The sequence below is a fragment of the Stenotrophomonas sp. KH_029 genome (assembly GCF_057839765.1).
Map to the genome: position 1 here is coordinate 2,335,905 of NZ_CM174498.1, position 25,646 is coordinate 2,361,550.

The 25,646-nt window shown below is 69.7% G+C and carries 26 protein-coding genes; 9 read left to right on the plus strand and 17 right to left on the minus strand.

The window, feature by feature from the left end; translation table 11 throughout:
• Positions 1-14: 14 nt before the first annotated feature.
• On the plus strand, positions 15-839 hold the full coding sequence (locus tag AC3ITM_RS10535; protein ID WP_228885562.1) for an alpha/beta fold hydrolase: 825 nt from the start codon (positions 15-17) through the stop codon (positions 837-839).
• A gap of 54 nt (positions 840-893) precedes the next feature.
• On the opposite strand, the gene AC3ITM_RS10540 is transcribed toward AC3ITM_RS10535, so the two are convergent.
• The 7 genes from AC3ITM_RS10540 to AC3ITM_RS10570 form a co-directional block, all read right to left on the minus strand.
• Complete coding sequence (locus AC3ITM_RS10540) at positions 894-2,528, minus strand: MFS transporter (protein WP_489264841.1); 1,635 nt, start codon at positions 2,526-2,528, stop codon at positions 894-896.
• The gene (locus tag AC3ITM_RS10545) at positions 2,522-3,826 is read right to left on the minus strand and encodes an alginate export family protein (protein WP_489264843.1); all 1,305 of its coding nucleotides are present in this window, start codon (positions 3,824-3,826) and stop codon (positions 2,522-2,524) included. The genes AC3ITM_RS10540 and AC3ITM_RS10545 overlap by 7 nt, the downstream gene beginning before the upstream one ends.
• On the minus strand, positions 3,805-5,649 hold the full coding sequence (locus AC3ITM_RS10550) for an amidohydrolase (RefSeq protein WP_489270083.1): 1,845 nt from the start codon (positions 5,647-5,649) through the stop codon (positions 3,805-3,807). Before AC3ITM_RS10550 ends, AC3ITM_RS10545 begins: the two co-directional genes overlap by 22 nt.
• Positions 5,650-5,756: 107 nt before the next feature.
• Positions 5,757-6,176 (minus strand): DoxX family membrane protein, encoded by a 420-nt coding sequence (locus AC3ITM_RS10555; protein WP_228885556.1) that lies wholly within the window; start codon positions 6,174-6,176, stop codon positions 5,757-5,759.
• Between the two features lie 2 nt (positions 6,177-6,178).
• On the minus strand, positions 6,179-6,835 hold the full coding sequence (locus AC3ITM_RS10560) for a hydrolase (protein WP_228885555.1): 657 nt from the start codon (positions 6,833-6,835) through the stop codon (positions 6,179-6,181).
• Between the two features lie 26 nt (positions 6,836-6,861).
• Entirely contained in the window at positions 6,862-7,248 is a 387-nt protein-coding gene (locus AC3ITM_RS10565; RefSeq protein ID WP_228885553.1) for a helix-turn-helix transcriptional regulator, read from the minus strand.
• Positions 7,249-7,326: 78 nt separating this feature from the next.
• A complete protein-coding gene (locus AC3ITM_RS10570; protein WP_489264846.1) occupies positions 7,327-7,686 on the minus strand; it encodes a hypothetical protein in 360 nt (119 codons plus the stop codon).
• A gap of 104 nt (positions 7,687-7,790) precedes the next feature.
• On the opposite strand from AC3ITM_RS10570, the gene AC3ITM_RS10575 reads away from it, so the two are divergent.
• Entirely contained in the window at positions 7,791-10,805 is a 3,015-nt protein-coding gene (locus AC3ITM_RS10575; protein ID WP_489264848.1) for a sensor histidine kinase, read from the plus strand.
• Positions 10,802-11,464 carry a response regulator gene (locus AC3ITM_RS10580; protein ID WP_489264849.1) on the plus strand — a complete coding sequence of 221 codons (663 nt, stop codon included), beginning with the start codon at positions 10,802-10,804 and terminating at the stop codon, positions 11,462-11,464. Before AC3ITM_RS10575 ends, AC3ITM_RS10580 begins: the two co-directional genes overlap by 4 nt.
• 23 nt (positions 11,465-11,487) lie before the next feature.
• On the opposite strand, the gene AC3ITM_RS10585 is transcribed toward AC3ITM_RS10580, so the two are convergent.
• Entirely contained in the window at positions 11,488-12,612 is a 1,125-nt protein-coding gene (locus AC3ITM_RS10585; RefSeq protein ID WP_489270084.1) for an MFS transporter, read from the minus strand.
• Positions 12,613-12,776: 164 nt separating this feature from the next.
• Here AC3ITM_RS10585 and AC3ITM_RS10590 point away from each other — a divergent pair, with 164 nt between their 5' ends.
• A complete protein-coding gene (locus AC3ITM_RS10590) occupies positions 12,777-13,724 on the plus strand; it encodes a LysR family transcriptional regulator (RefSeq protein WP_489264851.1) in 948 nt (315 codons plus the stop codon).
• An 86-nt stretch (positions 13,725-13,810) separates the two neighbouring features.
• A complete protein-coding gene (locus AC3ITM_RS10595) occupies positions 13,811-15,154 on the plus strand; it encodes an Nramp family divalent metal transporter (RefSeq protein WP_489264853.1) in 1,344 nt (447 codons plus the stop codon).
• Positions 15,155-15,172: 18 nt separating this feature from the next.
• Here the strand turns inward: AC3ITM_RS10595 and AC3ITM_RS10600 are convergent, their stop codons facing one another.
• A complete protein-coding gene (locus tag AC3ITM_RS10600; protein ID WP_228885544.1) occupies positions 15,173-15,574 on the minus strand; it encodes a helix-turn-helix domain-containing protein in 402 nt (133 codons plus the stop codon).
• A 78-nt stretch (positions 15,575-15,652) separates the two neighbouring features.
• On the opposite strand from AC3ITM_RS10600, the gene AC3ITM_RS10605 reads away from it, so the two are divergent.
• Complete coding sequence (locus AC3ITM_RS10605; protein ID WP_489264854.1) at positions 15,653-16,492, plus strand: class I SAM-dependent methyltransferase; 840 nt, start codon at positions 15,653-15,655, stop codon at positions 16,490-16,492.
• 38 nt (positions 16,493-16,530) lie between these two features.
• On the opposite strand, the gene AC3ITM_RS10610 is transcribed toward AC3ITM_RS10605, so the two are convergent.
• The 6 genes from AC3ITM_RS10610 to cyoA are packed head-to-tail and all read right to left on the minus strand — an operon-like array spanning position 16,531 to position 21,493.
• Complete coding sequence (locus AC3ITM_RS10610; RefSeq protein WP_489264855.1) at positions 16,531-17,097, minus strand: SCO family protein; 567 nt, start codon at positions 17,095-17,097, stop codon at positions 16,531-16,533.
• On the minus strand, positions 17,094-17,567 hold the full coding sequence (locus tag AC3ITM_RS10615) for a copper chaperone PCu(A)C (RefSeq protein WP_489264857.1): 474 nt from the start codon (positions 17,565-17,567) through the stop codon (positions 17,094-17,096). The genes AC3ITM_RS10610 and AC3ITM_RS10615 overlap by 4 nt, the downstream gene beginning before the upstream one ends.
• A complete protein-coding gene (gene cyoD, locus AC3ITM_RS10620; RefSeq protein ID WP_489264859.1) occupies positions 17,564-17,905 on the minus strand; it encodes a cytochrome o ubiquinol oxidase subunit IV in 342 nt (113 codons plus the stop codon). Before cyoD ends, AC3ITM_RS10615 begins: the two co-directional genes overlap by 4 nt.
• A complete protein-coding gene (cyoC, locus tag AC3ITM_RS10625) occupies positions 17,902-18,540 on the minus strand; it encodes a cytochrome o ubiquinol oxidase subunit III (protein WP_489264861.1) in 639 nt (212 codons plus the stop codon). The genes cyoD and cyoC overlap by 4 nt, the downstream gene beginning before the upstream one ends.
• Positions 18,537-20,516 carry a cytochrome o ubiquinol oxidase subunit I gene (gene cyoB / locus AC3ITM_RS10630; RefSeq protein ID WP_489264863.1) on the minus strand — a complete coding sequence of 660 codons (1,980 nt, stop codon included), beginning with the start codon at positions 20,514-20,516 and terminating at the stop codon, positions 18,537-18,539. The genes cyoC and cyoB overlap by 4 nt, the downstream gene beginning before the upstream one ends.
• Positions 20,517-20,518: 2 nt before the next feature.
• Complete coding sequence (gene cyoA / locus AC3ITM_RS10635; protein ID WP_489264865.1) at positions 20,519-21,493, minus strand: ubiquinol oxidase subunit II; 975 nt, start codon at positions 21,491-21,493, stop codon at positions 20,519-20,521.
• A 190-nt stretch (positions 21,494-21,683) separates the two neighbouring features.
• On the opposite strand from cyoA, the gene AC3ITM_RS10640 reads away from it, so the two are divergent.
• The gene (locus tag AC3ITM_RS10640; protein ID WP_489264866.1) at positions 21,684-23,051 is read left to right on the plus strand and encodes an aminotransferase-like domain-containing protein; all 1,368 of its coding nucleotides are present in this window, start codon (positions 21,684-21,686) and stop codon (positions 23,049-23,051) included.
• A 19-nt stretch (positions 23,052-23,070) separates the two neighbouring features.
• Here AC3ITM_RS10640 and AC3ITM_RS10645 read toward each other — a convergent pair whose 3' ends face one another.
• Entirely contained in the window at positions 23,071-23,340 is a 270-nt protein-coding gene (locus AC3ITM_RS10645) for a hypothetical protein (protein WP_489264867.1), read from the minus strand.
• Between the two features lie 126 nt (positions 23,341-23,466).
• Between AC3ITM_RS10645 and AC3ITM_RS10650 the strand changes: the two genes are divergently transcribed.
• Together AC3ITM_RS10650 and AC3ITM_RS10655 are read left to right on the plus strand one after the other, a co-directional pair.
• The gene (locus AC3ITM_RS10650) at positions 23,467-24,153 is read left to right on the plus strand and encodes a type 1 glutamine amidotransferase domain-containing protein (RefSeq protein WP_489264869.1); all 687 of its coding nucleotides are present in this window, start codon (positions 23,467-23,469) and stop codon (positions 24,151-24,153) included.
• Positions 24,154-24,392: 239 nt separating this feature from the next.
• A complete protein-coding gene (locus AC3ITM_RS10655) occupies positions 24,393-24,872 on the plus strand; it encodes a lysozyme inhibitor LprI family protein (RefSeq protein WP_489264871.1) in 480 nt (159 codons plus the stop codon).
• Positions 24,873-24,958: 86 nt separating this feature from the next.
• Here the strand turns inward: AC3ITM_RS10655 and AC3ITM_RS10660 are convergent, their stop codons facing one another.
• Positions 24,959-25,606 (minus strand): TetR/AcrR family transcriptional regulator, encoded by a 648-nt coding sequence (locus AC3ITM_RS10660; protein ID WP_489264873.1) that lies wholly within the window; start codon positions 25,604-25,606, stop codon positions 24,959-24,961.
• Positions 25,607-25,646 lie beyond the last annotated feature (40 nt).

Genomic DNA, 25,646 nt, shown 5'->3' on the forward strand with positions numbered 1-25,646 from the left:
CTGGAGATTCATCGATGAGCAACTTCCACACCGTCAAGGATGGCACCGCCATCTTCTACAAGGACTGGGGCCGCGGCCAGCCGGTCGTGTTCGCCCATGGCTGGCCGCTCAGCGGCGATGCCTGGGACCCGCAGATGCTGTTCATGGGCCAGCACGGTTACCGGGTGATCGCCCACGACCGCCGCAGCCATGGCCGCTCCACCCAGACCTGGGACGGCAACGACATGGATACCTATGCCGACGACCTGGCCTCGCTGATCGAGGCGCTGGACCTGAAGGACGCCATCCTGGTCGGCCACTCCACCGGTGGCGGCGAGATCGCCCATTACATCGGCCGGCATGGCAGCAAGCGCGTGGCCAAGGCCGTGCTGGTGGGCGCGGTGCCGCCGCAGATGGTGGTCAGCGCCAGCAACCCCGGCGGCCTGCCGATGAGCGTGTTCGACGGCATCCGCGCCGGCGTGGCCGCCGACCGCTCGCAGTTCTACCAGGACCTGACCACCCCGTTCTTCGGCGCCAACCGTGACGGCCACAAGGTCAGCCAGGGCATGCGCGACGCGTTCTGGCTGCAGGGCATGCAGGGCGGCCACAAGGGCCAGTACGACTGCATCGCCGAGTTCTCCGAAGTGGATTACACCGCCGACCTGGAGAAGATCGACGTGCCCACCCTGGTGGTGCATGGCGACGACGACCAGATAGTGCCGATCGATGCCTCCGGCCGGCTGTCGGCCAGGATCGTGGCCAATGCCACGTTGAAGGTCTACCCCGGCGCGCCGCACGGCCTGACCGTGACCCACGCCGACCAGTTCAACCAGGACCTGCTGGCCTTCGCCAAGGCCTGATCGCGGCCGGTTCAGTCGCCGCAGCGCCGGGCCGTACCCGGCGCTGCGGCGGCATCACCCCAGATGCTCATGGCCCGGCTTCAATGCCGCCAATGCCCCCGCGCCGCCGACGAAATGCCGCACCTTGGGCGCGTACTCGCCGTCGTGCAGCGCGCGCACCTTGCGTTGGTGCTCGCCATCTTCGGCAGTCACCCGCTCATGCTGGCGCAGATGCTCCAGCCAGGAACTGGTCACGAAATACTCCAGGTGGATGCCCGGCGTCGCCACGTCTTCGGCCACGCCCCATACCACCGCACCGTCGCGACGACGGGTGCGGCCCAGTTCGCCCATCAACGCATGGAAAGCGGCGCGGTCGGCCTCGGCGATGCGGTACTCCACCGTCACCAGTACCGGGCCGCGGTCATGCGACACCGGCACCGCCAGTTCCGGCGCCGGCCAGTAGCCGGCCGGGCGCAGGTCAAGCTCCTCGCTGCCGGCAATGCGTACCCGCCACACCAGCAGCCCGGCGATCACCGCGCCCACCGACGCCACCGTCAGCGCCAACGGGATCGAAGTGCGCTGGGCGAAGCTGCCCCAGCTCAATCCACCGGCGGCCATGCCCAGCGAAAACACCATGATGTACAGCGACAGCGCGCGCGCCCGCACCCAGGCCGGTACCGCGGTCTGCGCGGCGATCTGCAGCGAGGACAGCACCGTGATCCAGGCGAACCCATTGACCAGCATCGCCAGCGGCAGCAGCGCCATGTGCCGCAACCAGGCCAGCCCGAACAGGCTCAGTGCGCAGGCCAGCGTGGCCAGCAGCACCAGCAGGTCGCGGTCCATGCGCGCACGCAGCGTGGGCAGCACCAGTGCGCCGGTGACCGCCCCTACCCCGATGCAGCCCAGCAGGATGCCGTACAGGCCGGCGCCGCCGTGCATCTCCGCGCGTACCACCAGCGGCAGCAACGCGGTGGCTGCACTGGCAAAGAAGAAGAACCCGGCCGATTTGATCAGCACCGCCTGCAGCCGCCCGGCCCGCAACGCATAGCGCAGCCCGGCCCGCAGCCCGGCGCCGAAGCCTTCCGGCGGCAGGGTCGAGGCCATCGGGTCGGGCCGCCAGCGGCTCAGCACGATCAGCATCGCGGCGAAACTCACTGCGTTTAGCCCGAAGGCCCAGCCCGGCCCCAGCTGGGCCACGATCAAGCCGCCGATGGCCGGCCCCAGCGAACGGGCAATGTTGATCCCGATCGAGTTCAGCGCCACCGCCGAGGCCAGCATCGGCCGCGGCACCAGCTCGGAGACGATCGCCGCCTGCGCCGGCATCGCCATCGCCGCGCCGCAGCCCATCGCGAAGGTCAGGGCGACCAGCAACCCCGGGGTCAGCATCGACAGTCCGGTCAACGTGGCCAGCGTGGCCGCCACCAGCAGCATCCAGCCCTGGGTGAACAGCAGGTAGCGGCGGCGGTCGACGATGTCTGCCAGGGTGCCGGCCACCAGCGCCAGCAGCACTACCGGCACGGTGGTGGCCGACTGCACCAACGCCACCATCAACGCCGAACCGGTGCGCTCGGCCATCACCCAGGCGGCGGCGACGTCATTGATCCAGGTGCCGACATTGCTGCCCAGGATGGCCAGCCACATCGCGCGGAACAGGCCGATCTTCAGCGGCGACCATGCGCCGGGGGCGGCGCCGTTGTTGTTGCTTACCATTGCCAAGCTCCTACCATCGATGCAAACAAGGTGTCGCGGCCGCCGGCCGCACGCAGGCCCGGGCCGGCCTGGAACCAGGCCAGCTGCGCCTGCCATTGCCACTGCGGGCTGGCCCGCCAGGTGGTTTCCCACTTGAACTGCTGACCGATCCGGCGCGGCGTGCCGGCACTGCCCGGCAGCGCGGCCAGCGGCGCGGGCGTGGTGTAGATCGCATCGGCGCGGCGGTGCTTCCAGGCCAGCTGCCAGCCGATTTCGGTGGTGATCGCCGGATGCGGGGTCAGGGTGAGGGTTGGCTGCACATCCATCAGGTTGGCCGGTGCCAGCAGGCTGGCCTCGCTGAAGTAGGCCGCCTTGGGGTACAGCGCATTGAAGGTCTGCAGGCGGGCATCGGCCGGATCGCGGTCGCCACTGGCGATGTCCAGTTTCACGCCCAGGCGCGGCTGCCAGGCCCGTTGCGGCCAACGCACGCCGCTGTCGCTGGCCAGGGTCCAGGCGCGGATGGCCAGTTCGCCCGACGCGCTGGACAGCATGCCGCGCTGCCCGACCAGTTCCACGTTGGCATCCCAGCGCGCTTGTCGGGCGAACCAGCGCGCGCCCAGTGTGGTGCGGCGTTCATCGCCAGCGGTGCCGGCAAAGCGCGCATCGTCGCGGCCATAGCCCAGCAGGTACAGGTCCAGCCCATTGCCGGCGCGGCGGCCCTTGCGCGTGGCATAGCCGCCGAGCAGGTACTGGCCGCGATCGCTGCGGTCGTCGAACGCGCCGGGGCGGTTGTCCACCGGCCGCAGCGCGAGCAGGTCCAGTTGCCAGCGCGGGGCGGTCCAGCGCCCGCGTACGCCGTCGAAGGCCAGGCGGATATTGGGGCCGTCGCGCACCGACAGCAGCCGCGAGCTGCCGTAGCCGGCCTCCTGCCGGCCCACCTGCCAGCCGATCCGCCGGCCCTGCCAGCGCACATAGCCCTGCTGCAGGTCCAGCGCGCCGCGGTCGGTGCCGCCGGGGCCGCCGCGACGGCCCTGCTCGGCGTGCACGCCCAGTTGCGCCACGCCTTGCCAGCCATCGCGCTGCGCGCTGACCGAGGCCAGTGCACGCAGCAAGCCGTAACCGTCCTGCTGCCCTTCCTGTACGCCAAAGCGGGTCGGGTCGTAATACAGGCTGCGCAGCCGCAGCGCGGCATCGCTGCGCAGCTCGGTGCCATCGGCCAGGGTCAGGCAATGACCGCTGCCGTCGGCCTCGCAGGCCAGCGCCGGCGATGCCGTGGCCAGGCCGGCCAGCCCCAGGCTCAGAACGCGAAGCACGAACATCCCAGCGCACCCCAGAATGCGTTCGGTGCGTCGGTGGGCACCGCATGGGCGGCGGCATGGCCGTGCGCGCCGTGGGTGCGGCAATCGCCGGCGCCATGGAGGTGCGCGTGCGCGCTCAGCCCGGTGGCGGCAACGCCGACGTGGTAGCCGCCGAAGCGGTTGACCGGCGACCAGTCCGGCATCGCCGGCGGCAGCGCCGGGGCCAGCGGCGCGAAGTCGCCCTGCCCGTACACCACCCGGCCGCCGACCACGGTCAGCAGGCTGGTGATATCGGCGATGGCCGCATCGTCGACGGCGAAAAAGTCCGACGACAGCACGCAGAAGTCGGCCAGCTGTCCCACCGCCAGGCTGCCCTTGCGCTCCTGGTCGCCGGAGAACCAGGCGCTGCCCTGGGTCCACAGGCGCAGCGCCTCTTCGCGCTCCAGCAGGTTTTCTTCGCCATACAGCGCCAGCCCGCCCACGGTGCGGCCGGTGACCAGCCACGACAACGCCACCCAGGGGTTATAGCTGGCCACCCGGGTGGCATCGGTACCGGCGCCCACCGGCACACCGGCCTGCAGCATGCGCCGCACCGGCGGGGTATGCCGCGCCGCCTGGCTGCCATAGCGCGCCACGAAGGCCTCGCCCTGGTAGGCCATGCGGTGCTGGATCGCCAGCCCGCCGCCCAGCGCGCCGATGCGGTCGATGTTGCGCGCGGTGATGGTTTCGGCGTGGTCGATGAACCAGTGCAGGCCATCGAAGGGAATCTCGCGGTTGACCTGCTCGTACACATCCAGGATGCGGTCGATGCTTTCGTCGTAGGTGGCGTGGATGCGGAACGGCCAACGCTTCTCCACCAGCAACCGCACTACCTGCTCAAGCTCGGGCTCCATGCCCGGCGGCAGTTCCGGGCGCGGTTCGTTGAACAGCTCGAAATCGGCCGCCGAGAACACCAGCATTTCGCCGGCGCCGTTGTGGCGCAGCAGATCATCGCCTTGGCGCGGGGCGACGATCTCGCTCCAATGCTGGAAATCGCCCACTTCCCCGCCCTTGTTCTGGGTGAACAGGTTGTAGGCGATGCGTACGGTCAGCTGCCCGTCGCGATGCAGCTGCTCGATCACCTGGTAGTCCTCCGGATAGTTCTGGAAACCACCGCCGGCGTCGATCACCGAGGTGATGCCCAGCCGGTTCAGTTCGCGCATGAAATGCCGGGTCGAGTTGGACTGGTATTCGATCGGCAGGCGCGGCCCCTTGGCCAGGGTGGCGTATAGGATCAGCGCGTTGGGCTTGGCCAGCAGCAGGCCGGTGGGATTGCCCTTGCTGTCGCGCGCGATCTGCCCGCCGGGCGGGTCCGGCGTATTGCGATCGTAGCCGCAGGCGCGCAGCGCGGCGCGGTTGAGCAGCGCGCGGTCGTACAGGTGCAGCAGGAACACCGGTGTGTCCGGGGCCAGCGCGTTGAGCTCGTCCAGGGTGGGCAGGCGCTTTTCCACGAACTGCTCGGCGGTGAAGCCACCGACCACGCGTACCCACTGCGGTGCCGGGGTGTTGTCGACCTGGGCCTTGAGCATGGCCATCGCATCGGACAACGAGCGCAGCCCGTCCCAGCGCAGTTCCAGGTTGTAGTTCAGGCCGCCGCGGATCAGATGGGTATGGCTGTCGTTGAGGCCGGGCACCACGCGGCGGCCACCGGCGTCGATCACGGTGGGCGCGTCCAGGCCGGCGCGCACCTGCGCTTCGGTACCGACCGCGGCGATGCGCCCGTCCACCACCGCCAGTGCATCGGCCTGTGGGCAGGTCGGGTCGAGGGTGGTGATGCGAGCATTGCGGATGAGCAGCGTAGACATGCGTTTCTCCGGGGAAAGGGCAAAGGCGCGGCCGCCTGCGGCCAGCGCCAGGCCGGCAGCGGCGCCGCGCAGCAGTTCGCGGCGGCCGGGATGGTGGGAGGCCGCGCTCATGGCGCGCCGGCCAGGGCCGGCTGCAGCGCCAGCGCGCCGGGGCCGGCCAGGGCGATGGCCAGCAATGCCGTCGCCCAGAACAGGGAATACTCGGCGCCGCCACGCATCCAGAACCAGCCCTTGGGCAAGGCCAGCAGCGCGGTGGACAGCAGGAACAGCGCGGCAACCAGCGCCGCGCCGCGGGTCTGCCAGCCCAGCAGCACCGCCAACCCGGACAGCACCTGCAGCGCGGCCAGCAGCAATGGCGCCGGCGCCGCGGCCGGTAGACCAAAACCGCGCAGTTCGGCGGCGAACCCGGCCAGGCCGGGCCCACCGAACCAGCCGAACAGCTTGCCCAGTGCGTGCGGCAACAGGAAACCGCCGGCCACCATGCGCAGCAGCAACAACGCCAGGTCCAGGCCGGTGGCGGCGGGCATGCTCAGTGACCGCCTTCCTGCGCGCCGAACATGGCCTTGGCGTACTGGATGCCGATCCCGTAGCCGCCGGCATGCTCGGCGGCGATGCCGGTGGTCAGCGCATAGGTCTGGCTGCGGGCCCAGTCGCGCTGCAGTTCCAGCAGGTACTGCACCGCAGTGATCGGCACCGCGCCGGCCTGCACCATGCGCGTCACCGCGCGCTCGTGCGCCTCCAGGCTGACATCGCCGCAGGCATCGGTGACCACGTACACCTCAAAGCCCTGCTCGATCGCCGACAGCGCCGGGCCGACGATGCAGACGCTGGTCCACAGGCCGGCCAGCACCAGCCGGCGCTTGCCGATGCGGTTGATCTCATCGATCACCGGCTGGTCTTCCCAGGTGTTCATCGAGGTGCGGTCGAATACGGCCTGGCCGGGGAAGATCGCCGGCAGTTCCGGGAACATCGGGCCGGAGAACGATTTTTCGGCCACCGTGGTCAGCACCACCGGCACGCTGAAGCCGGCCGCGCCCTTGGCGATCAGCGCCATGTTGTTGCGCAGTGCGGAGATGTCGATGGTGTGGGTGGCAAATGCCATCTGCGACTGGAAGTCGATCAGCACCAGGGCATGGTCGGTGGGCGACAGCAGCGAGGTGGCGGCAACGGCGGTGGCCTTGGTCATGGGTGTTCCTTGGAGGTCAGGGGGGATCAGGCGCCCGGGCGCAGCGTGCGCCGGGCAAAATGACGGGGCGTGCAGCCGGTGACGGCGCGGAAGCTGCGTACGAAATGGCTCTGGTCGAAGAAGCACAGGCAGCTGGCGATCTGGCTGACCTTCAGCCCGCCGGCATGCAGCAGCTGCTGGGCGCGCTCGATGCGGCGATGGCGCAGGTAGGCGGTCGGGCTCATCCCGGTGCCGGCACGGAACAACCGTGCCAGGTGGAAACGGCTGACACAGGCCGCAGCGGCCACCTCTTCCACCAGCACCGGCTGTTGCAGGTGGGCCTCGATATAGGCCAGGGCGCGGCGCAGCGCGGCCGCCTGGGTCGGCGGCAATGCGGCAGGCAGGGCCGGCGTCGGGGGAGAACAAGCAGCCATCAACGGGCTCCACGACCGGGTGTGCCATGGTCGCCGCCGGGGGCGTTGCGCCCTACCCTCGATCGACGGGGCCGGCGCCTACTCTTTCGGGGGGTGCCGGCCGTGGCCGCCGCCGGGTTGCCGGCGCAGCACGCGCCGCCCGAAACGATGCGCATCCAGCGAATAGGCGCCCGGCCCCAGCAGCAGCAACGCCAGCGGCAACGGCAGCCAGGCCCAGTGCGAAGCGGCGTGCACGCCTAGCAGCAACACCAGCAGCAGCGCCGCCAGCGGCGTCCACACCCCGACCAGCAACAGGCCGATCGCCAGTGGCAGCAGCAGTTGCAGCCACCCTGCCGGTGCCGGCAGCAGGCTCAGCAGCGCCGCGCACAGGGTCAGCCGCAGCAGCACCAGGCCGATGCCGGGCGCGCGGTCGGGAAACATCACAAACAGTCGTTGCATCGCAGCGTTCCAGGGCAGGCCCGCATGGTTACCGCACTATCGGGGCCTGGCGCCTGCCCCGAAAGAGTAGGCAGCCGCTGCCCCCAACCCTGAGACAATGCGCCATGCCCGCTGCCTGTTCCGCCCCCGCCCCTGCACGCACGCGCCGCCACCTGGCCGGCCGGGCGTTGTGGTGGCTGTTGCTGGCCGCCTGGCCGGCGCTGGGCGCGAACCTGTCGGCCTATGAACACACCGCCTGGGTGGTCGGCCAGGGTGCGCCGGGGGATGTCTGGGACATCGGCCAGAACACCGACGGCAGCCTGCTGCTGGCCACCGGTAACGGCTTGTACCGTTTCGACGGCCGCCAGTTCGAGCGGCGCGAGCCGCCCAACGGCAGCACGTTCCCCTCTTCCAACATGACCACCCTGGCGTTGGACCCGGACGGCACGCTGTGGATCGGCTACTACAACGCCGGCATCAGCCGGCTCGACCGCCATGGCCTTACCCACTACGCGCAGGCCCAGGGCGTGCCGCCCGGGCTGGTGCCGCGGATCGAGCGCGACGGCAGCGGCCGCCTGTGGGCGGCGGCCGACGGCGGGCTGCGCTGGTTCGACGGCCAGCGCTGGCAGCGGCCCACCGCCGCGATGGGGATCGGCGATGTGCCGGCACAGTGGCTGCTGCGCGACGCGGCCGGCACGTTGTGGGTGATTGCGGCCGGGCGCCTGTGGCGGCTGCCGGCCGGCGCCACCGGCTTCGAACCGCTGGCGCTCACCGTGGCGCCGTTCTCGTCGCTGGCGCTGCGCGCCGACGGCCGGCTGTGGCTGGCCGACCGCCAGCGCGGGGTCATGCCGGTGGCCGACGCGCACGGCCTGCTGCCGGCCGCCCAACGCGAGGCGCAGCGCCTGCCGGGCCTGCTGGCCAAACGCATCCGGTTCTCCCGCGATGGCCGCCTGTGGGGCAGCCTGGTCGGCAACGGCGGCATCTTCCATGTCGACCTGGACCGGGTGCCGGCGCAGGTCGAACGTTTCGATGCCGCCCAGGGCCTGGCCTCCACCACCGCGGTGCCGGTGGCCGAGGACCGCGAAGGCAACATCTGGGTGGGCACCAACCTGGGCCTGAACCGGTTCCGCCAGCACCCGGTACACGCGCTGGCGCTGCCCGGTCCGGCCGATCCGCTGCGCACGCTGTACCAGGCACCCGACGGCCAGGTGTTCGCCTACGGCCAGGACCTGCAGCCGATGGCGCTGCGCCGCGACCTGCTGCAGGCCGGCGCGACGGCACTGCACGGGGCCGCATTGGCCAGCAGCCAGCCGCTGTGGCTGGCCGACTGGGAAGCCCTGGCGGTGATCGACGCCGGCCAGCGCCGCGCGCTGGATCCGCCCGGCCTGCCCGCGCCGCGCGAACTGCGTGCGGTGCTGCCGCTGGGCCGCGATGAGGCCTGGTTCTGCTTCGGCAATGCCGATGTGCTGCACTATCGGCACGGCCGCTGGCGCACCGACCCGGCCCTGCCCGCCCAGGCCTGCACCACCGCGGCCGGCGGCCCGGCCGGCGAACTGCTGCTGGGTTATCCCGATGGCAGCGTGCGGCTGCGCCGCCAGCAGCAATGGCGGCACTACACGCGCGCCGACGGGTTGGCGGTGGGCCCGGTGACGGCCACGGCCATGATCGGCGCACGGCTCTGGGTGGGCGGCGAAAACGGCCTGGCGGTACTGGGCAGCGACGGCCGCTTCCACGCGCTGCAGTCCGATACCCCCGGCGTATTCGAAGGCATCACCGGGATCGTCCGCGACCGCGCCGGCCGCTACTGGTTGAACGGCAGCCGCGGCCTGGCCCGGATCGACGCTGCCGGGCTGGAACAGGCGCTGCGGCAGGCCACGCCCGTGCAGCTGCGGCTGTTCGATACCGCCGATGGCATGCCCGGCATCGCCGCGCAGACCACCCCGGTGCCCAGCGCGGTACTGGCCGCCGACGGCCTGCTGTGGCTGTCCACCAACCAGGGCCTGGCCTGGCTGGACACGCAGGCAGCGCAGCGCAGTGCCGCCGCGCCGCTGCCACGGATCGGCAACATCGCCCATGGCCGGCAGCAGCAACCGCTGCGCGATGGCCTGCTGCTGCCGGCGGGCACCACCCAGCTGCAGATCGACTACATGGCCGTGTCGCTGACCCGGCCCGAGCGCACCCGCTACCGTTACCGGCTGTCCGGCCTGGATGAGCGATGGCAGGACGCCGGCACCCTGACCCGCGCGTTCTACACCAACCTGGGGCCGGGCAACTACCGCTTCGAGGTGATGGCCGCCAACCAGGACGGGGCCTGGAGCAGCAGCGCGGCCCAGCGCAGTTTCCGCATCGCCCCGATGTGGTACCAGACGTTGTGGTTCAACGCGGCCTGCGTGTTGCTGCTGCTGGGCCTGATCCTGCTGGCGATGCGCCTGCGCAGCCGCCGCCTGACCCAACTGGTGCGGGCACGACTGCAGGAACGCCATGCCGAGCGCGAGCGGATCGCACGCGAGCTGCACGACACCCTGCTGCAGGGCACCCAGGGGCTGATTCTGCGGCTGCATGCGGTCAGCCAGGCCAGCCACACCCCGCCACCGGTACGCGCGGCGCTGGAGGCGGCCATGCAGCAGGCCGAGCATGCCCTGGCCGAAGCACGCGAGCGGGTCGGCGCACTGCGCGAAGACCGCGATGGCTACCAGGACCTGGGCGCGGCGCTGGTGCAGGTCTACGGTGAGCGCGCCAGCGATGCCAGCAGCCCGGCGCTGCGACTGAACGTGGAAGGCGCGCCCTTGCCACTGCGCCGCGACGCGGCCGAAGAGGTCTACCTGATCGGTCGCGAAGCGGTGTTGAACGCCCTGCAGCACGCCGCCGCCGGCGCGATCGAGATCGAGATCGGCTACGGCCTGCGCGGCCTGCGCCTGCATATCCGCGACGATGGCAACGGCCTGCCGGCGGTCCTGCCCGACGGCCACTGGGGCCTGGTCGGCATGCGCGAACGCGCCGAACGGCTGGGCGCGCGCCTGCGCCTGTGGTCGCGCCCGGGCCTGGGCACCGAAGTGGAACTGTTCCTGCCACGCCACCGCATCTACCGCCGTTCCACCCGCCGCTGGCGTTGGCCGGGGTTTCCTGGAGAATCCGCATGACCGTGTCCTCCGCGCCGATCGGCGTGCTCGTGGTCGATGACCATCCGCTGCTGCGCGATGGCCTGGCCGCCCTGCTCGGCATGCAGGCCGACATGCGCCTGGTGGGCGAAGCGGCCGATGGCGAGCAGGCCGTTGCCCAATACCTGGCGCTGCGCCCGGATGTGGTGCTGATGGACCTGCAGCTGCCACGGGTGGACGGCGTGGAGGCGATCACCCGGATCCGCCGCCACGACCCGCGCGCGCGCATCATCGTGCTCACCACCTATCGCGGCGACGTGCGCGCAGTGCGTGCGCTGCAGGCCGGCGCCAGCGGCTACCTGCTCAAGGACATGCTCCGGCACGAACTGATCGACACCATCCGCACCGTGCATGGCGGCCGCCGCGCCGGCATCCCCGCGACGCTGGCGGCCAGCATCGCCGCCCACGTGATCGAAGACAGCCTGTCCCCGCGCGAAACCGAAGTGCTCGGCCACGTCGCCGCAGGACGCTCGAACAAGGCGATCGGCGAGCAGATGCGGATCTCCGAACAGACGGTCAAGGCGCACATGAAGAACATCATGGAAAAACTCGGCGCGCGCGACCGCACCCATGCGGTCACCCAGGCCCTCAAGCGCGGCATCATCAACCTGGACGATGGCCAGGCCGACCCCGGGCCCTGAGCGAACCGCGGCGGAGGCGCCGTTCAGCGCCGCCGCACTACCAGGCTGGCCAGCGCCGACAGCGTGGCCAAGCCGGCCACCCCGCTCCAGCCCCAACGCGCCAAGGCCAGGCTGCCCAGCGCACCGCCGGCGGCCATGCCCAGGAACATGCCGGTGAACAGCAGCGCGTTCAACCGGCTGCGCGCCTCGGGCACCAGCCCGTAGACCTGGGTCTGGTGCGCGACCAGGGCCGACTGGAAACCGAAGTCGAACACCACCGCGCTGACCGCCAGCAGCGGCAGCACCGCCACCGGCGGCAGCACACCGTCCAGCAGCAGCAGCGCGAACCCGGCCAGCGCCACAGTGATCGCGATCCGCGCCACCGCCGGGCTGCCCAGCCGGTCGGCCCAGCGCCCGGCCAGCGGCGCGGCCAGCGCACCGGCCGCCCCGGCGATGCCGAACGCCCCGGCCGCCGCGCTGCCCAGCTGGAAACGGCTGTGCAGCATCAGCGCCAGGGTCGACCAGAACGCACTGAAACCGATCGCCAGCAGACCCTGCGCCAGCACCGCCCGGCGCAGCGCCGGTTGCTGGCGCCACAACGACAGCAGCGAGCCCAGCAGCGCCGGATAGCTCAGCGTGGTGGTCGGGGTGAAACGCGGCAAGGCCCGCGCCAGCGCCACCGCCATCAGCAGCACCGAGCCGGCGGCAATACCGAACATCGCGCGCCAGCCCAGCAGTTCGGCCACCACGCCACTGGCCACCCGCGACAGCAGGATGCCCAGCAGCAGCCCGGTCATCACCTTGCCCACCACCGCACCGCGTTCGTCCGGCCGCGCCAGCGCCGCCGCCGCCGGCACCACATCCTGGGCCAGGGTGGCGGTGAGCCCGACCAGCAGGCTGGCCAGCAGCAGGCCCGGCAGGCTGCCGGCCACCGCCGCCAGGCCCAGCGCGGCGGCCAGGATCACCGCCTTGACCAGGATCAGCGCCCGCCGGTCCAGGCGGTCGCCAAGCGGAGCCAGCAAGGCAATGCCCAGTGCGTAGCCCAGCTGGGTCAGGGTCGGCACCAGCCCGGTGGCCGCCGGGGCGGCGCCCAGCGCAGGGCCGATCACCCCCAGCATCGGTTGGCTGTAATACAGCGAGGCAACCGAAAAGCCGGCGCCGGCGGCCATCGCCACGATCAGGCCGCGCGACAACGGCGGCGCCGGCAAGGCCGGCAGCGGAACATGCACAGCAGACATGGGGGATTCCAGAGTGGGGAAAGTGGCGCCAGCATCCTCCTTGCCGCAGCGGCCGTGTAGTAGGCTGGCCCACATATAGCTCATACGAGACACGCATGACCGACCCCCAGATGTCCGTCGGTGCCGACCGTATCGACCTGCTGCGCACCTTCGTGCGCATCGTCGAAAGCGGCAGCCTGTCGGCCGCTGCGGCCCAGCTGGGCACCACCCAGCCCACCGTCAGCCGGCGCCTGCAGGCCCTGGAAAAACTGTTCGGCCTGCACCTGCTGCAACGGTCCACCCACCGCATGACCCTCACCGAGGATGGCCAACGCTGCTACGCCCATGCCCGCGGGCTGGTCCAGGACTGGGACGCGATCCAGGCCGACCTGCGCGGCGAGCTGGATGTCCCGCGCGGCCGGCTGCGGGTGGTAGTGCCGCATGCCTTCGGCCAGGCCCAGCTGCTGGCGCCGATGCTGGCGTTCCTGGCGCGCTACCCGCAGGTCTCGCTGGAGTGGATGCTGGAGGACCGCGCCCCGGACTTCATCGCCGACGGCATCGACTGCGCGATCCGGGTCGGTGCGATCGAGACCGCCAACCTGGTGGCGGTGCCGCTGGCCGAAGTGCCGCGCATCGTCATCGCCGCCCCGGGCCTGGTCGGCAGCACCGACGTGCGCGACCCGGCGCTGCTGCCGCAACTGCCGTGGATCGCCCTGACCACCTACTACCGCGAGCGCATCACCCTGCTGCCCGGCGATGGTGGCCCGGCCCTGCAGGTGCCGATCCAGCCGCGGCTGCTGACCGACAACCTGTTCGTGGTGCGCCAGGCCGCCCTGTCCGGGCTGGGCGCGGCGGTGGTGTCGGCCTGGCTGGCCGACGAGGCCCTGCAGGCCGGCACCCTGCTGCGCCTGTTGCCCGGCTGGGAAGCGCCGGCCCTGCCGGTGCACCTGGTCTACCCGCCCGCCCGGCACCTGCCGCCGCGGCTGCGCGCCTTCATCGAGGCGATGAAGCTGAGCCTGCCGCAGACCCACGGCATGCGCTTGACGCCGCGGCCACCGCGCTGACCACCCGGCGCCGGCCTTGCGCGGGCGGGCCGGCGAGCGCGCACATTGCACAGCCTTACTAATATAGCTTTTGCTATATTGCAGCCATGACGCCGGACCCCACTTCCCGCCCCGCCGCCTGGTCGCAGGCCGGCACGCACGCGCCCAGCCTGGGCGAGATGAACGCCAGCGTCGCCGTCCCGGCGGGCGGGCACTGGTGGTTCCGCCTGCTGGCCTTCCTCGGCCCGGGCTACCTGGTCTCGGTCGGCTATATGGACCCGGGCAACTGGGCCACCGACATCGCCGGCGGCGCACAGTTCGGCTACCTGCTGTTGTCGGTGATCCTGCTCTCCAACCTGATGGCGATCGTGCTGCAGGGCCTGTCGGCACGGCTGGGCATCGCCACCGGCCGCGATCTGGCCCAGGCCTGCCGCGATCACTATTCCCGCCCGGTCAACCTCGGCCTGTGGCTGCTGTGCGAGATCGCCATCATCGCCTGCGACCTGGCCGAGGTGATCGGTACCGCCATCGCGCTCAAGCTGCTGTTCGGCATTCCGCTGCTGGCCGGTGCCATCATCACCGCCGTGGACGTGGTGCTGGTGCTGCTGCTGATGCACCGCGGCTTCCGCGCACTGGAAGCGTTCGTGATCGCGCTGCTGTTGCTGATCCTGGCCTGCTTTGCGATCCAGATCGCGCTGGCCGCCCCGCCCCTGATGGCCGTGCTGGGCGGCTTCATTCCGCGCGCCGAGGTGGTCACCAACCCGCACGCGCTGTACCTGGCGATCGGCATCATCGGGGCCACGGTGATGCCGCACAATCTCTACCTGCACTCGTCGATCGTGCAGACCCGTGCCTACCCGCGCACCGACGCCGGCCGCCGCAGCGCGCTGCGCTGGGCGGTGACCGACAGCACCATCGCGCTGATGCTGGCGCTGTTCATCAATGCGGCGATCCTGATCCTGGCCGCTGCGGTATTCCATGCGCACGGCCGCACCGACGTGCAGGAGATCGAACAGGCCCATGAACTGCTGGCGCCGATGCTCGGCGTGGGGCTGGCCTCCACCCTGTTCGCGGTGGCCCTGCTCGCCTCGGGCGTCAACTCCACGGTCACCGCTACCCTGGCCGGGCAGATCGTGATGGAAGGGTTCCTGCGCCTGCGCATCGCGCCGTGGGCGCGGCGGCTGATCACCCGCGGCATCGCCATCGTGCCGGTGGTGGTGGTCACCGCGATCTACGGCGAGCGGGGCACTGCGCGGCTGCTGGTGTTGAGCCAGGTACTGCTGTCGATGCAGTTGCCGTTCGCGGTGGTGCCGCTGGTGCGCCTGGTGTCGGACAAGGCCAGGATGGGGGCGCTGGTCGCCCCGCGCTGGCTGCTCGCCCTCTCCTGGCTGATCGCCGCGATCATCGTGGTGCTCAACGTGAAGCTGCTGGTGGACACCCTGGCCGGCTGACCCGCCGCACGCCGCAGGTCAGTCCGGTCCGGCGCGCGTGGCCAGCCGCATCAACGCGCGGAAACGGCTGCACTGCAGGTGGCTGGCCGCCCGGCATGCCGCCGCATGGCGCAGGCCGTCGCGCATCGCGGTCATCCGCGCGATGCTGCGGTCCAGCGCATCGGCCTGCGCGGCCAGCCGCGCACGGTCCAGGTCGGCGGCGCCCTCGCCGGCCAGCATCACCCCGACCTCCTGCAGCGACAGCCCCGCCGCACGCCCCAGCGCGATCAGCGCCAACCGTTCCAGCACGCTGTCGGCAAACACCCGGCGCAAGCCATGGCGGCCGATCGGCGCGATCAGGCCCAACTGTTCGTAGTAGCGCAACGCCGAGGCGGCCACCCCGGAGCGGCGCACGACCTCGGCGATATCCAGTTCGCGCATCGGCTTGACCTAAAGTGCACTTGAAGTGGCAGAGTGCGGGCTCCCCACCCCTGCTGGCAAGCCCAGACCGAGCCTTCGATGACCGACAACGCACAACACGCCCTGTGGAATGGCCCGGCCGGCCAGGCCTGGGTCCAGGCCCAGAGCCTGCTCGACGGCATGTTCGCCCCGTTCGCCAGGTTGCTCGCCCAGGCCCTGCCCGCCGGCGCAGTACAGCAGCTGCTGGACATCGGCTGCGGCACCGGCGCGGTCAGCCTGGCCATCGCCGCCCGCCTGGGCAGCGGCGGCCACTGCACCGGCGTGGACATCGCTGCGACGATGATCGAACGGGCGCGGCAGCGCGCCCGCGACGCCGGCCTGGACGTAGACTTCGTGGTTGCCGACGCGCAGCGGCATGCCTTCGCCCCGGCCAGCGTCGACCGCATCGTCTCGCGCTTCGGGGTGATGTTCTTCGACGACCCGGTGCAGGCCTTCACCCGGCTGCGCCACGCCACCCGCCACGGCGGCAACCTGCACGCACTGACTTGGCGAAGCGCGGCCGAGAATGCCTTCATGACCACCGCCGAGCGCGCCGCAGCGCCGTTGCTGACGCTGCCGGCACGCGACCCGGACGCCCCCGGCCAATTCGCCTTCGCCGACCCCGACCGCGTACGCGTACGCGCCATCCTTACCGACAGCGGCTGGACCGAGCTGCAGCTCACCGCCATCGACGTTCCCTGCCAGATCCCGCGCAGGGACCTGCGCACCTATATCTCGCTGCTGGGTCCGGTGGGCAGCGCACTGCGCAGCGCCGATAGCGACGCTGCCACCCGCGCCCGGGTACTGGCAGCAGTCGAACAGGCATTCGCCCCGTTCGTGGAAGGCGACAGCGTGCGATTTACGGCGGCGTGCTGGGAGGTGCGGGCCAGTGCGGGGTAGCGCCAGGCGGTGCTGCGGTACTCATCGCCGGTGCCGGATCAACGATTCGGTGCCAGCCGCGCCCGCAACCGCGCTTCCATCTGCGCATCGCTGAGCGCATAGCCCAGCACTTCCTGCAGCGTGCCGTCGGCACCGAGCAGGAACCACGAGGCGGTGTGCTCGAAGGTGGCCGTCTCGCCCTCGCCGACCTGGCGATAGCTCACGCCCAGGCTTTCGGCCACGGCACGCGTACCGGCCTCGTCGCCGGCCAGGCCGATGAACGCCGGGTCGAACGCGGCCAGGTACTGGCGCAGATGCGCCGGGGTGTCGCGACGCGGGTCGACGGTGACAAATGCCACCTGCAGCGAATCGGCCAGCGGGCCCAGCCGCTGCTTGAGCTGCACCGCCTTGAGCAGGCTCAGCGGGCACACTTCCGGGCAATGGGTGAAACCGAAGAACAACAGCGTGGGCCGACCGCGCAGGCTGCCGATCGACAGTTCACGGCCGTCGCTGCTGTGCAGGGCCACCGACTGCAGCGCGGCGCGGCCCATGATCGGCGCCGGCTCGTTGCTGCAGGCCGCCAGCAGCGCCAGGCCCAGCCCCACTGCGAGCGCACGCACGCTCATCGCCCTGCTCCGTGCCCGCCGCTGCCTTGGGCCACCACGAACACCACGGTCTGCTCGCCGGCAGTGGCGAACTGCAGCGTGACCGCCACCTGCTGGCCGGCCCGCAGCGGGCGTTCGGGCGCGATCAGCATCAGGTGCAGGCCGCCGGGCTGCAGCGTGGTGACCTGCCCGGCCGGCAGCGCCAGGCCATCGGGCAAGGCCTGCATGCGCATGACTTCCCCGTCCATGCGCATGGCATGGATCTGCACCTGGCCGAACCCGGCAGCACGCGCCGCCAGCAGGCGGTCGGCACGGCCGCCGTTGTACAGCTGGACATAACCGGCGGCCACGCCGGCGGCGGCCGGTGGCAGCCGGATCCAGGCCTGGCTGGCGATCACGGTGCCGGCCGCCGCTACCGGGGCGGTGGCACACAGCAGGACGGCAACGGCCAGCACGATGCCGGGCAGCGATAGGCGCAGGTACCGGCTCACAACTGCAGCGGCATCATGTTCTGGGTGGCGTTGTGCATCACCCACAGGGAACCTGCCACCACGATCGCGATCAGGAACGCTGTGCACAGGAAGATGCCGGTGTTCTCGCGCTGGCTGCGGCCGGCGCCGATATGCAGGAACAGCACCAGCTGGGCCACCAGCTGCACCACGCACAGCACCACGATGGCGGTCAGGCGCAGCGGTTGCGGCACCAGCTCGCCCATCACCACGCCGAACGAGGCGCCGGTCAGCAGCAGGCACAGCAGCAGGCCGATGACATAGCCCTTGAGGGTGGCGTGGCCGCCGCCGTGGTCGGTTTCAGCAGTACCGGCGCTCATACGAACTCCCGCAGATAGACGAAGGTGAACACGCAGATCCAGACCAGGTCGAGGAAATGCCAGAACAGGCTCAGGCAGGCCAGGCGGCGGCGCACGATGCCGTCCAGGCCGAACTTCAGCACCTGGTGGACCATGATCGCCAGCCACAGCAGGCCGAAGCTGACGTGCAGGCCGTGGGTGGCCACCAGGGTGAAGTACGCCGAGAGATAGGCGCTCACGTCCGGGGTGGCACCTTCGTGGATCAGTTCGGCGAACTCATACAGCTCCATGCCGATGAACACCGCGCCGAGCATGCCGGTCAGTACCAGCCAGGCCACCACCTGGTTGCGCTTGCCGGCCTGCATGCCCAGCATCGCCACACCAAAGGTGAAGCTGCTCAGCAACAGCACCACCGTTTCGGACAGCACAAAGCCCAGCTTGAACAGATCCTTGCCGCTGGGGCCATCGGCGGTGCCGTTGAGCAGCACCCCGAAGGTGGCAAACAGCACCGCGAAGATCAGGCAGTCGCCCATCAGGTACATCCAGAACCCGACCACGGTCTTGTTGCCGTCGTCGTGGTGCTCATGGCCGTGGTCGTGGTGACCGGCCTCCAGCTGCCCATGCGCCGGGCCGGCCACCAGAGTATCGCCGCTCATGCCTTGGCTCCTTGCAGCTGCGCGTAATGCGCTAGTTCGATGCGCTCCACCTCGGCGGCAGGCACGTAATAGTCCACGTCGCGGTCATAGGAACGCAGCACGAAGGTGGCGATCACCCCGACCAGGCCGATGCCGGCCAGCACCCACATATGCCAGACCAGGGCAAAGCACAGCACCAGGCTGAACACCGAGATCACCACCCCGGCGGCGGTATTGCGCGGCATATGGATGTCCTGGTAACGGACCGGTCGCTGCCCGGCGCGGCCGTGCTGCTTGTCGTCCCAATGCTGCTCCAGCGAGGTGATGGTGGGCAGCGTGGCGAAGTTGTAGAACGGCGGCGGCGAGGCGGTGGCCCATTCCAGGCTGCGCGCGTTCCACGGGTCGCCGGTCAGGTCCAGGTTGGCCTTGCGGTCGCGCACGCTGACATAGAACTGGATGAACATCGCCGCGATGCCGGCGGCGATCACCAGCGCACCGATGGCAGCCACGATCAGCCACGGCTGGTAGCCGTCGACCGCGTAGTGGTTCATGCGCCGGGTCATGCCCTTGAAACCGAGCACGTACAACGGCATGAACGCCAGGTAGAAACCGACCAGCCAGCACCAGAACGAGATCTTGCCCCAGCGCTCGTTGAGAGTGAAACCGAACGCCTTGGGGAACCAGAAGCTGATGCCGGCCAGGCAGCCGAACACCACTCCGCCGATGATCACGTTATGGAAGTGCGCGATCAGGAACAGGCTGTTGTGCAGCACGAAGTCCGCGCCGGGAATGGCCAGCATCACCCCGGTCATGCCGCCCAGGGCGAAGGTGACCATGAAGCCGATCGTCCACAAGGTGGAAGAGTGGTAGCGGATGCGGCCGCGGTACATGGTGAACAGCCAGTTGAACAGCTTCACCCCGGTGGGAATGGAGATGATCGAGGTCATGATGCCGAAGAAGGCATTGACGTTGGCGCCCGAGCCCATGGTGAAGAAGTGGTGCAGCCAGACGAAGAACGACAGCACCCCGATCGAACAGGTCGCATACACCATCGAACGGTAGCCGAACAATGGCTTGCCCGAGAAGGTGGCGATGATCTCCGAGAACGCGCCGAAGCACGGCAGGATCAGCACGTACACTTCCGGATGGCCCCATATCCAGATCAGGTTGACGTACATCATCGCGTTGCCACCGGCATCATTGGTGAAGAAATGCATGCCCAGGTAGCGGTCCATCGTCAGCAGCAGCAGGGTCGCGGTGAGGACCGGGAAGATCGCCACGATCAGGATGTTGGTGATCAGCGCCGTCCAGGTGAACACCGGCATCTTCATCAGGTCCATGCCCGGGGCACGCATCTTGAGGATGGTGACGATGAAGTTCAGCCCGGTCAGCGTGGTGCCGATGCCCGACACCTGCAGCGACCAGATGTAATAGTCCACCCCGACCGTCGGGCTGTACTCGATCCCCGACAGCGGCGGATAGGCCACCCAGCCGGTGGCGGCGAAATCGCCGACGAACATCGACAGCATCACCAGCGCCGCGCCCACCGCCGACAGCCAGAAACTGAGCGAGTTGACGAACGGGAAGGCCACGTCGCGCGCACCGATCTGCAGCGGCACCACGATGTTCATCAGGCCCACGATCAGCGGCGTGGCCACGAAGAAGATCATGATCACGCCATGGGCGGTGAAGATCTGGTCGTAGTGCTCCGGCGGCAGGTAGCCGGCTGCATCGTTGGCCGCGATCGCCTGCTGGGCGCGCATCATCAACGCATCGGCAAAGCCGCGCACCAGCATGACCAGGGCCAGCAGGATGTACATCACGCCGATCTTCTTGTGGTCCACCGAGGTGACCCACTCGGTCCACAGGTAGCCCCACTTTTTGTAATAGGTGATGGCCGCGATGATCGCCAGCCCCAGCAGCAGCGAGCCGCCCAGCGCGGCCATGATGATCGGGTCGTGGTAGGGAATCGCCTCGAGGTTCAACTTTCCAAGCACAATCAGTTCTCCGCGGTACGGCTGGCAGACGCGGCCAGGCTCGACGTCTTTGAGGTGGCCCCGGGCTGCTCGCCCGGCAGGCAGATTTCGTCATCGCCCATGCCGTGGTAACGGCCCACAATGCGATCGAACAGGCCGGTGTCCACGCCACTGAAACGCTGCAGCGGCGCGCCATGGGTGGGCACTTCCAGTTCGGCCAGGCGGGCGGCATCCAGGTGCGCGCCGCTGCTGCGGGCCTGCGCCAGCCAGGCGCTGAAATCGGCTTCGGTGACCACACGCGCGGGGAACTTCATGTCCGAAAAGCCCGAGCCGCTGTAGGCCGACGACATCCCGGCGTAGGTGCCCGGGGTGTGGCCGATCAGGTGCAGCCGGGTCTGCATGCCGGCCATGGTGTAGACCATGCTGCCCAGCTGCGGCACGAAGAAAGCATTCATCATCGACTCGGAGGTGAGCTTGAAGGCCACCGGCGTATCGACCGGCATCACCAGTTCGTTGACCGTGGCCACGTTGTGGTCGGGGTAGATGAACAACCACTTCCAGTTCAAGGCCACCACTTCCACGCGCAACGGCGCCTTGTCCGAGGCGATCGGCCGGTACGGGTCAAGCGCATGGGTGCTGTTCCAGATCAGCACCGCCAGCACCACGATGATCAGGCACGGAATGGTCCAGATCACCACTTCGATCGCGGTGGAGTGCGACCAGTCCGGCGCGTAGGTGGCCTGGGTGTTGGAGGCGCGATAGCGCCACGCGAAGTACAGCGTGAGGATGATCACCGGGATCACCACCAGCAGCATCAGGCCGGTGCAGACCAGGATCAGCTGCATCTCCTGTTCGGCGATGCTGCCCATGGGGTTGAACAGCTCCAGGGAGGTACACCCGGCAAGCAGGGGCAGCAGCGCTGCCAGGCCGAACCAGCGTCCGGCGCGGGCTCGACCGGCCGGCGTGGCGCAGCGAGCAGGTTGTGTAACGGGGATCATGCGGGACGGCCCTTCCAACGCAGTGCCGGGCCGGGCGGCCCGGATCATGAAAAGTGGCGGACACCCCTCTGCATGACCGATATGCATGGGGGGTGCCCGCCGCAGTGGCGTACGTTAGGCAACGACATGATCCATACATGATGCGACACACTGTCGCAGGCCTGCCCGGCAGCGCGCGTACCATGCGCGCATGGAATGGAGCAGCCTCATCGCCGACGGCCACGGGCCGGTCTACCTGCGCATCGTGCAGGCGCTGGAGCGCGCGGTGTGGTCCAGCGCGCTGCGTCCCGGCCAGCGCCTGCCCGCGCAGCGCGCCCTGGCCACTGAACTTGGCGTGGACCTGACCACTATCACCCGCGCCTTCACCGAAGCACGCAAGCGCGGCCTGATCGATGCGCGCGGGCCACTGGGCTCGTTCGTTGCCCCGCCCAAGGTGGAACTGACCCAACTGGTCGACCTGAGCATGAACCTGCCGCCCAGTCCTGGCGGTGGCCAGGTCGCGGACATGCTGCGGCGCGGCCTGTCCTCGGTGCTGACCCGCAGCGACGCGGGCAACCTGATGACCTACCACGTCGGCGGCGGCAGCCGCGCCGATCACCTGGCGGCCCAGCAGTGGCTCAAGCCGATCCTCGGCAAGGTGGCCGCCGAAGCACTGGTGGTCACCGAAGGCGCGCAGGCCGCGCTGTCGGCCCTGATCCTGGCCCTGACCGACGCCGGCGACACGATATTGTGCGAGCCGCTGGTCTACCCCGGCCTGCTGCATGCCGCGCGGGTGCTACAACGGCGGCTGCAGGTAGTGGAGTGCGACGAACACGGCATGCGCCCGGATGCGCTGCGCCGGCACGCACGCGCCGGCGGTGCACGCGTGGTCTACCTCAACCCGACCGCCCAGAATCCGTCCGCGCGGACCCTGCCGCAGGCCCGCCGCGAGCAGTTGGCCGAGGTGCTGCGCACGCACGACCTGCGCCTGATCGAAGACGACCCCTACTGGCTGCTGGTCGAGCACGCCCCAGCCCCGCTCGCGCTGCTCGCGCCGCGGCACACCTGCTACATCTCCACCTTGTCCAAGTGCCTCAGTCCCGGCCTGCACACCGGCTTTGTACATCTGCCCGACGGCGTGTCGCGCCAGGCCGTGCTGGATGCACTGCGCGCGGTCAACCTGATGGCGCCGCCACTGATGAACGCGCTGGTGACCCAACTGATCCTGGACGGCTCGGCGCAGACCCTGCTCGCGCTGGTGCAGGAAGAAGCGGCCGAGCGCCGCTACCTGGCCCAGTCCGCGCTGTCGCCGCGCTTCCTGCAGCACTGCGCCGGCGTGCATGCCTGGTGCCGTTTGCCCGCCCACTGGACCGACGCCAGCCTGACCCATGCGGCGCGATTGCAGGGACTGGGCATCGCGCCGTCCTCGGCATTCACCCCGGACGGGGTGGCGATCAACGATGCGGTGCGGATCTCACTGGGGGCGGCGGCGAACCGCCAGGAACTGCACCGGGCGCTGCGCCAGCTGGACCAGCTGATGCATGTGGCGGCGGCGCAAAGCACGGGCTGGACGGTCTGAGTCCAGGCCGTCGGCACCCTCAACCGGACACGGCCTTGGCGCGTTTCCAGACGGCGTCGAATTCACCGGCGGTGATGCTGTCATCGGCATCCAGGTCCAGCCAGGACAAGGGCTGGTCGGACAGTGGGAAGCGATCGTCGGCCTGCCCGGACTTGTCGGCCCAGACCAGCACGCTACGGTAGCTTTCCACCTGCCGGACGATCACATCGCCCTGTGCCTCGATGTACAACGTGCCCGGGCCGATCTCCGATTCGGCGGGGTGTTTGTAGTGTTTCCGGGTCGTGCTCATGGCGGGGCTGGACTTGGCGATGCGTGGGGGCGGGGAATATACCAGCACGCACCCGATGACGTGCGTTTTCTCGGCCCCCTCACCGGGCGGGCGGTCTAATCAAACGCTCGCAGGAGCCCCAGCCTCATGAACGTCCTCATTGTCCTGACCTCGCACGACCAACTCGGCAGCACCGGCCGCAAGACCGGCTTCTGGCTCGAAGAACTGGCCGCGCCCTACTACGCCTTCAAGGATGCCGGCGCCCGGATCGTGCTGGCCTCGCCCAAGGGTGGGCAGCCGCCGCTGGATCCCAAGAGCAACGAGCCGGACTTCAGGACCGACGCCACCCATCGCTTTGAAGCCGACGCCGATGCCACCGCACAGCTGGCCAACACCGTCCGCCTGGACAGTGTGTCGCCGGCCGATTTCGATACCGTGCTCTACCCCGGTGGGCATGGCCCGTTGTGGGACCTGGCCGAAGACGCCCATTCCATCGCGCTGATCGAGGCCTTCATTGCCGCCGGCAAGCCGGTCGCGCTGGTCTGCCATGCGCCGGGCGTGCTGCGCCACGTCAGGACCGCCGACGGCAAGCCGCTGGTCGCCGGCAAGCAGGTCACCGGTTTCACCAACAGCGAGGAAGAAGCCGTCGGCCTGACCGCGGTGGTGCCGTTCCTGGTCGAGGACACGCTCAAGGCGCTGGGCGGCGACTACTCCAAGGGCCCGGACTGGAGTTCGTACGTAGTCCGCGACGGCTTGTTGATCACCGGCCAGAACCCGGCCTCGTCGGAAGAGGCCGCCAAGGTCCTGCTGCAGCGGCTTGCCGCCAAGGCGTAACGCGACGGCCAATGTGAAGTTGAAGCTGGTGGTGGGTAAGCTGGGGAGGCATACCTCTCCAGCCGCACCAATACGTAGACCAACTTCTCATCGTCCAAGATCACCCTTCGCGCCGTGAGCGCCAGGGTTTCACACCCCCATGATGCGGCTGCGGCGCTAATCCGCAGGTGCCCGATACGCGGCGCTGGCACGCCAGCGCCGCGCGTTCGCCTTCCTGACCGCCCGCTGGAGAAGACCGCATGCGCGCCCTGCCGCTCCCCCTCGTCCTGTCCGCCTGCCTGCTGATGATGGCCAGCGCATCGGCGGTGGCCGCCACCCCGCCTGGCAAGGCGGCGGCAACGCCGCGCACCTCCGATGGCATGGCCTGCGACAGTCCCGAGCAGTCGCAGGCCGGGCTCAACCAATGCGCCAGCAACAGCGCCCGCAGCGCCGACGCCGAACTCAATCGCGTGTATGCCAAGGTGCTGGCGGCCAATGCGTCGGACACGGCCTTCATCGCCAAATTCAAGGCGGCGCAGCGCGCCTGGGTGGCATTCCGCGATGCGCAGCTGGCCGCGCGCTACCCCAGCCCGACCGACTATGGCAGCGTGCTGCCGATGTGCCAGAACGCCGAGTACGAACAGCTCACCCGCGACCGCGTGAAGCAGCTCAACCAATGGATTGCCGGTGCCGAGGAAGGCGATGTGTGTGCCGGCTCCTACCCCATGTCCCAGCGCTAGGCGGCCGGCACACCGGCCGGCCGTGCAACCGACCGATCGAGGCGGCCGGGTAGGACCCGGTGCTGCCTGCCCTGGGCAGGGCCGCGTTACTGTTCGGCCAGCACCGTGGCGATGATGGACGCCAACAGGTGGCGCACGGTATCGGCAGCCAGATCGGGATCGCGCACCGCGCGCATTGCCAGGCCTTCCACCAGCAGGCGCATCAACAGCGTGCGCCGTGCCAGGTCGGCCTCGTCGGCGACGCGTCCGCGGGCGGCGTCGTGCTGGCGCAGCCATGCGGTGATCGCGCCACTGGTCTGCCGGTCATGCCGGCGCAACACCTGCGCCACCACCGGGTCGCGCTGGGCTTCGGCGGTGATTTCCGCATACAGCGCGACGTTGGCGATGGCGTTGCCATGGGTATCCAGGGTCTCGCCGCGCGCCCATTGCTGGTAGCAGCGCAGCAGGCCTTCGACCAGGTCCGACGATGCCGGCATGTGGTCGATCGAGGCCTGGTCATGGGCCAGCTGGCGTTCGATCAGCGCCAGGATCAGTGCCCGCTTGTTCTCGAAATAGCGGTACATCAATCCCTGGCTGATTTCCGCCTCGGCCGCGATCTCGCTGATCGAGCCGGCGTGGAACCCGCGGGTGATGAAGCAGCGCTGCGCGGCATCCAGGATGCGTTGGCGCTGGGCCTCGGCCCGGGCGGCAGCGGCATCATCGACCGGGAATACAGAGGAAGGGTTGGGCGTCATTGCATGTCGTATCGGGCATCCAGTGTGGGGAGATGGTACG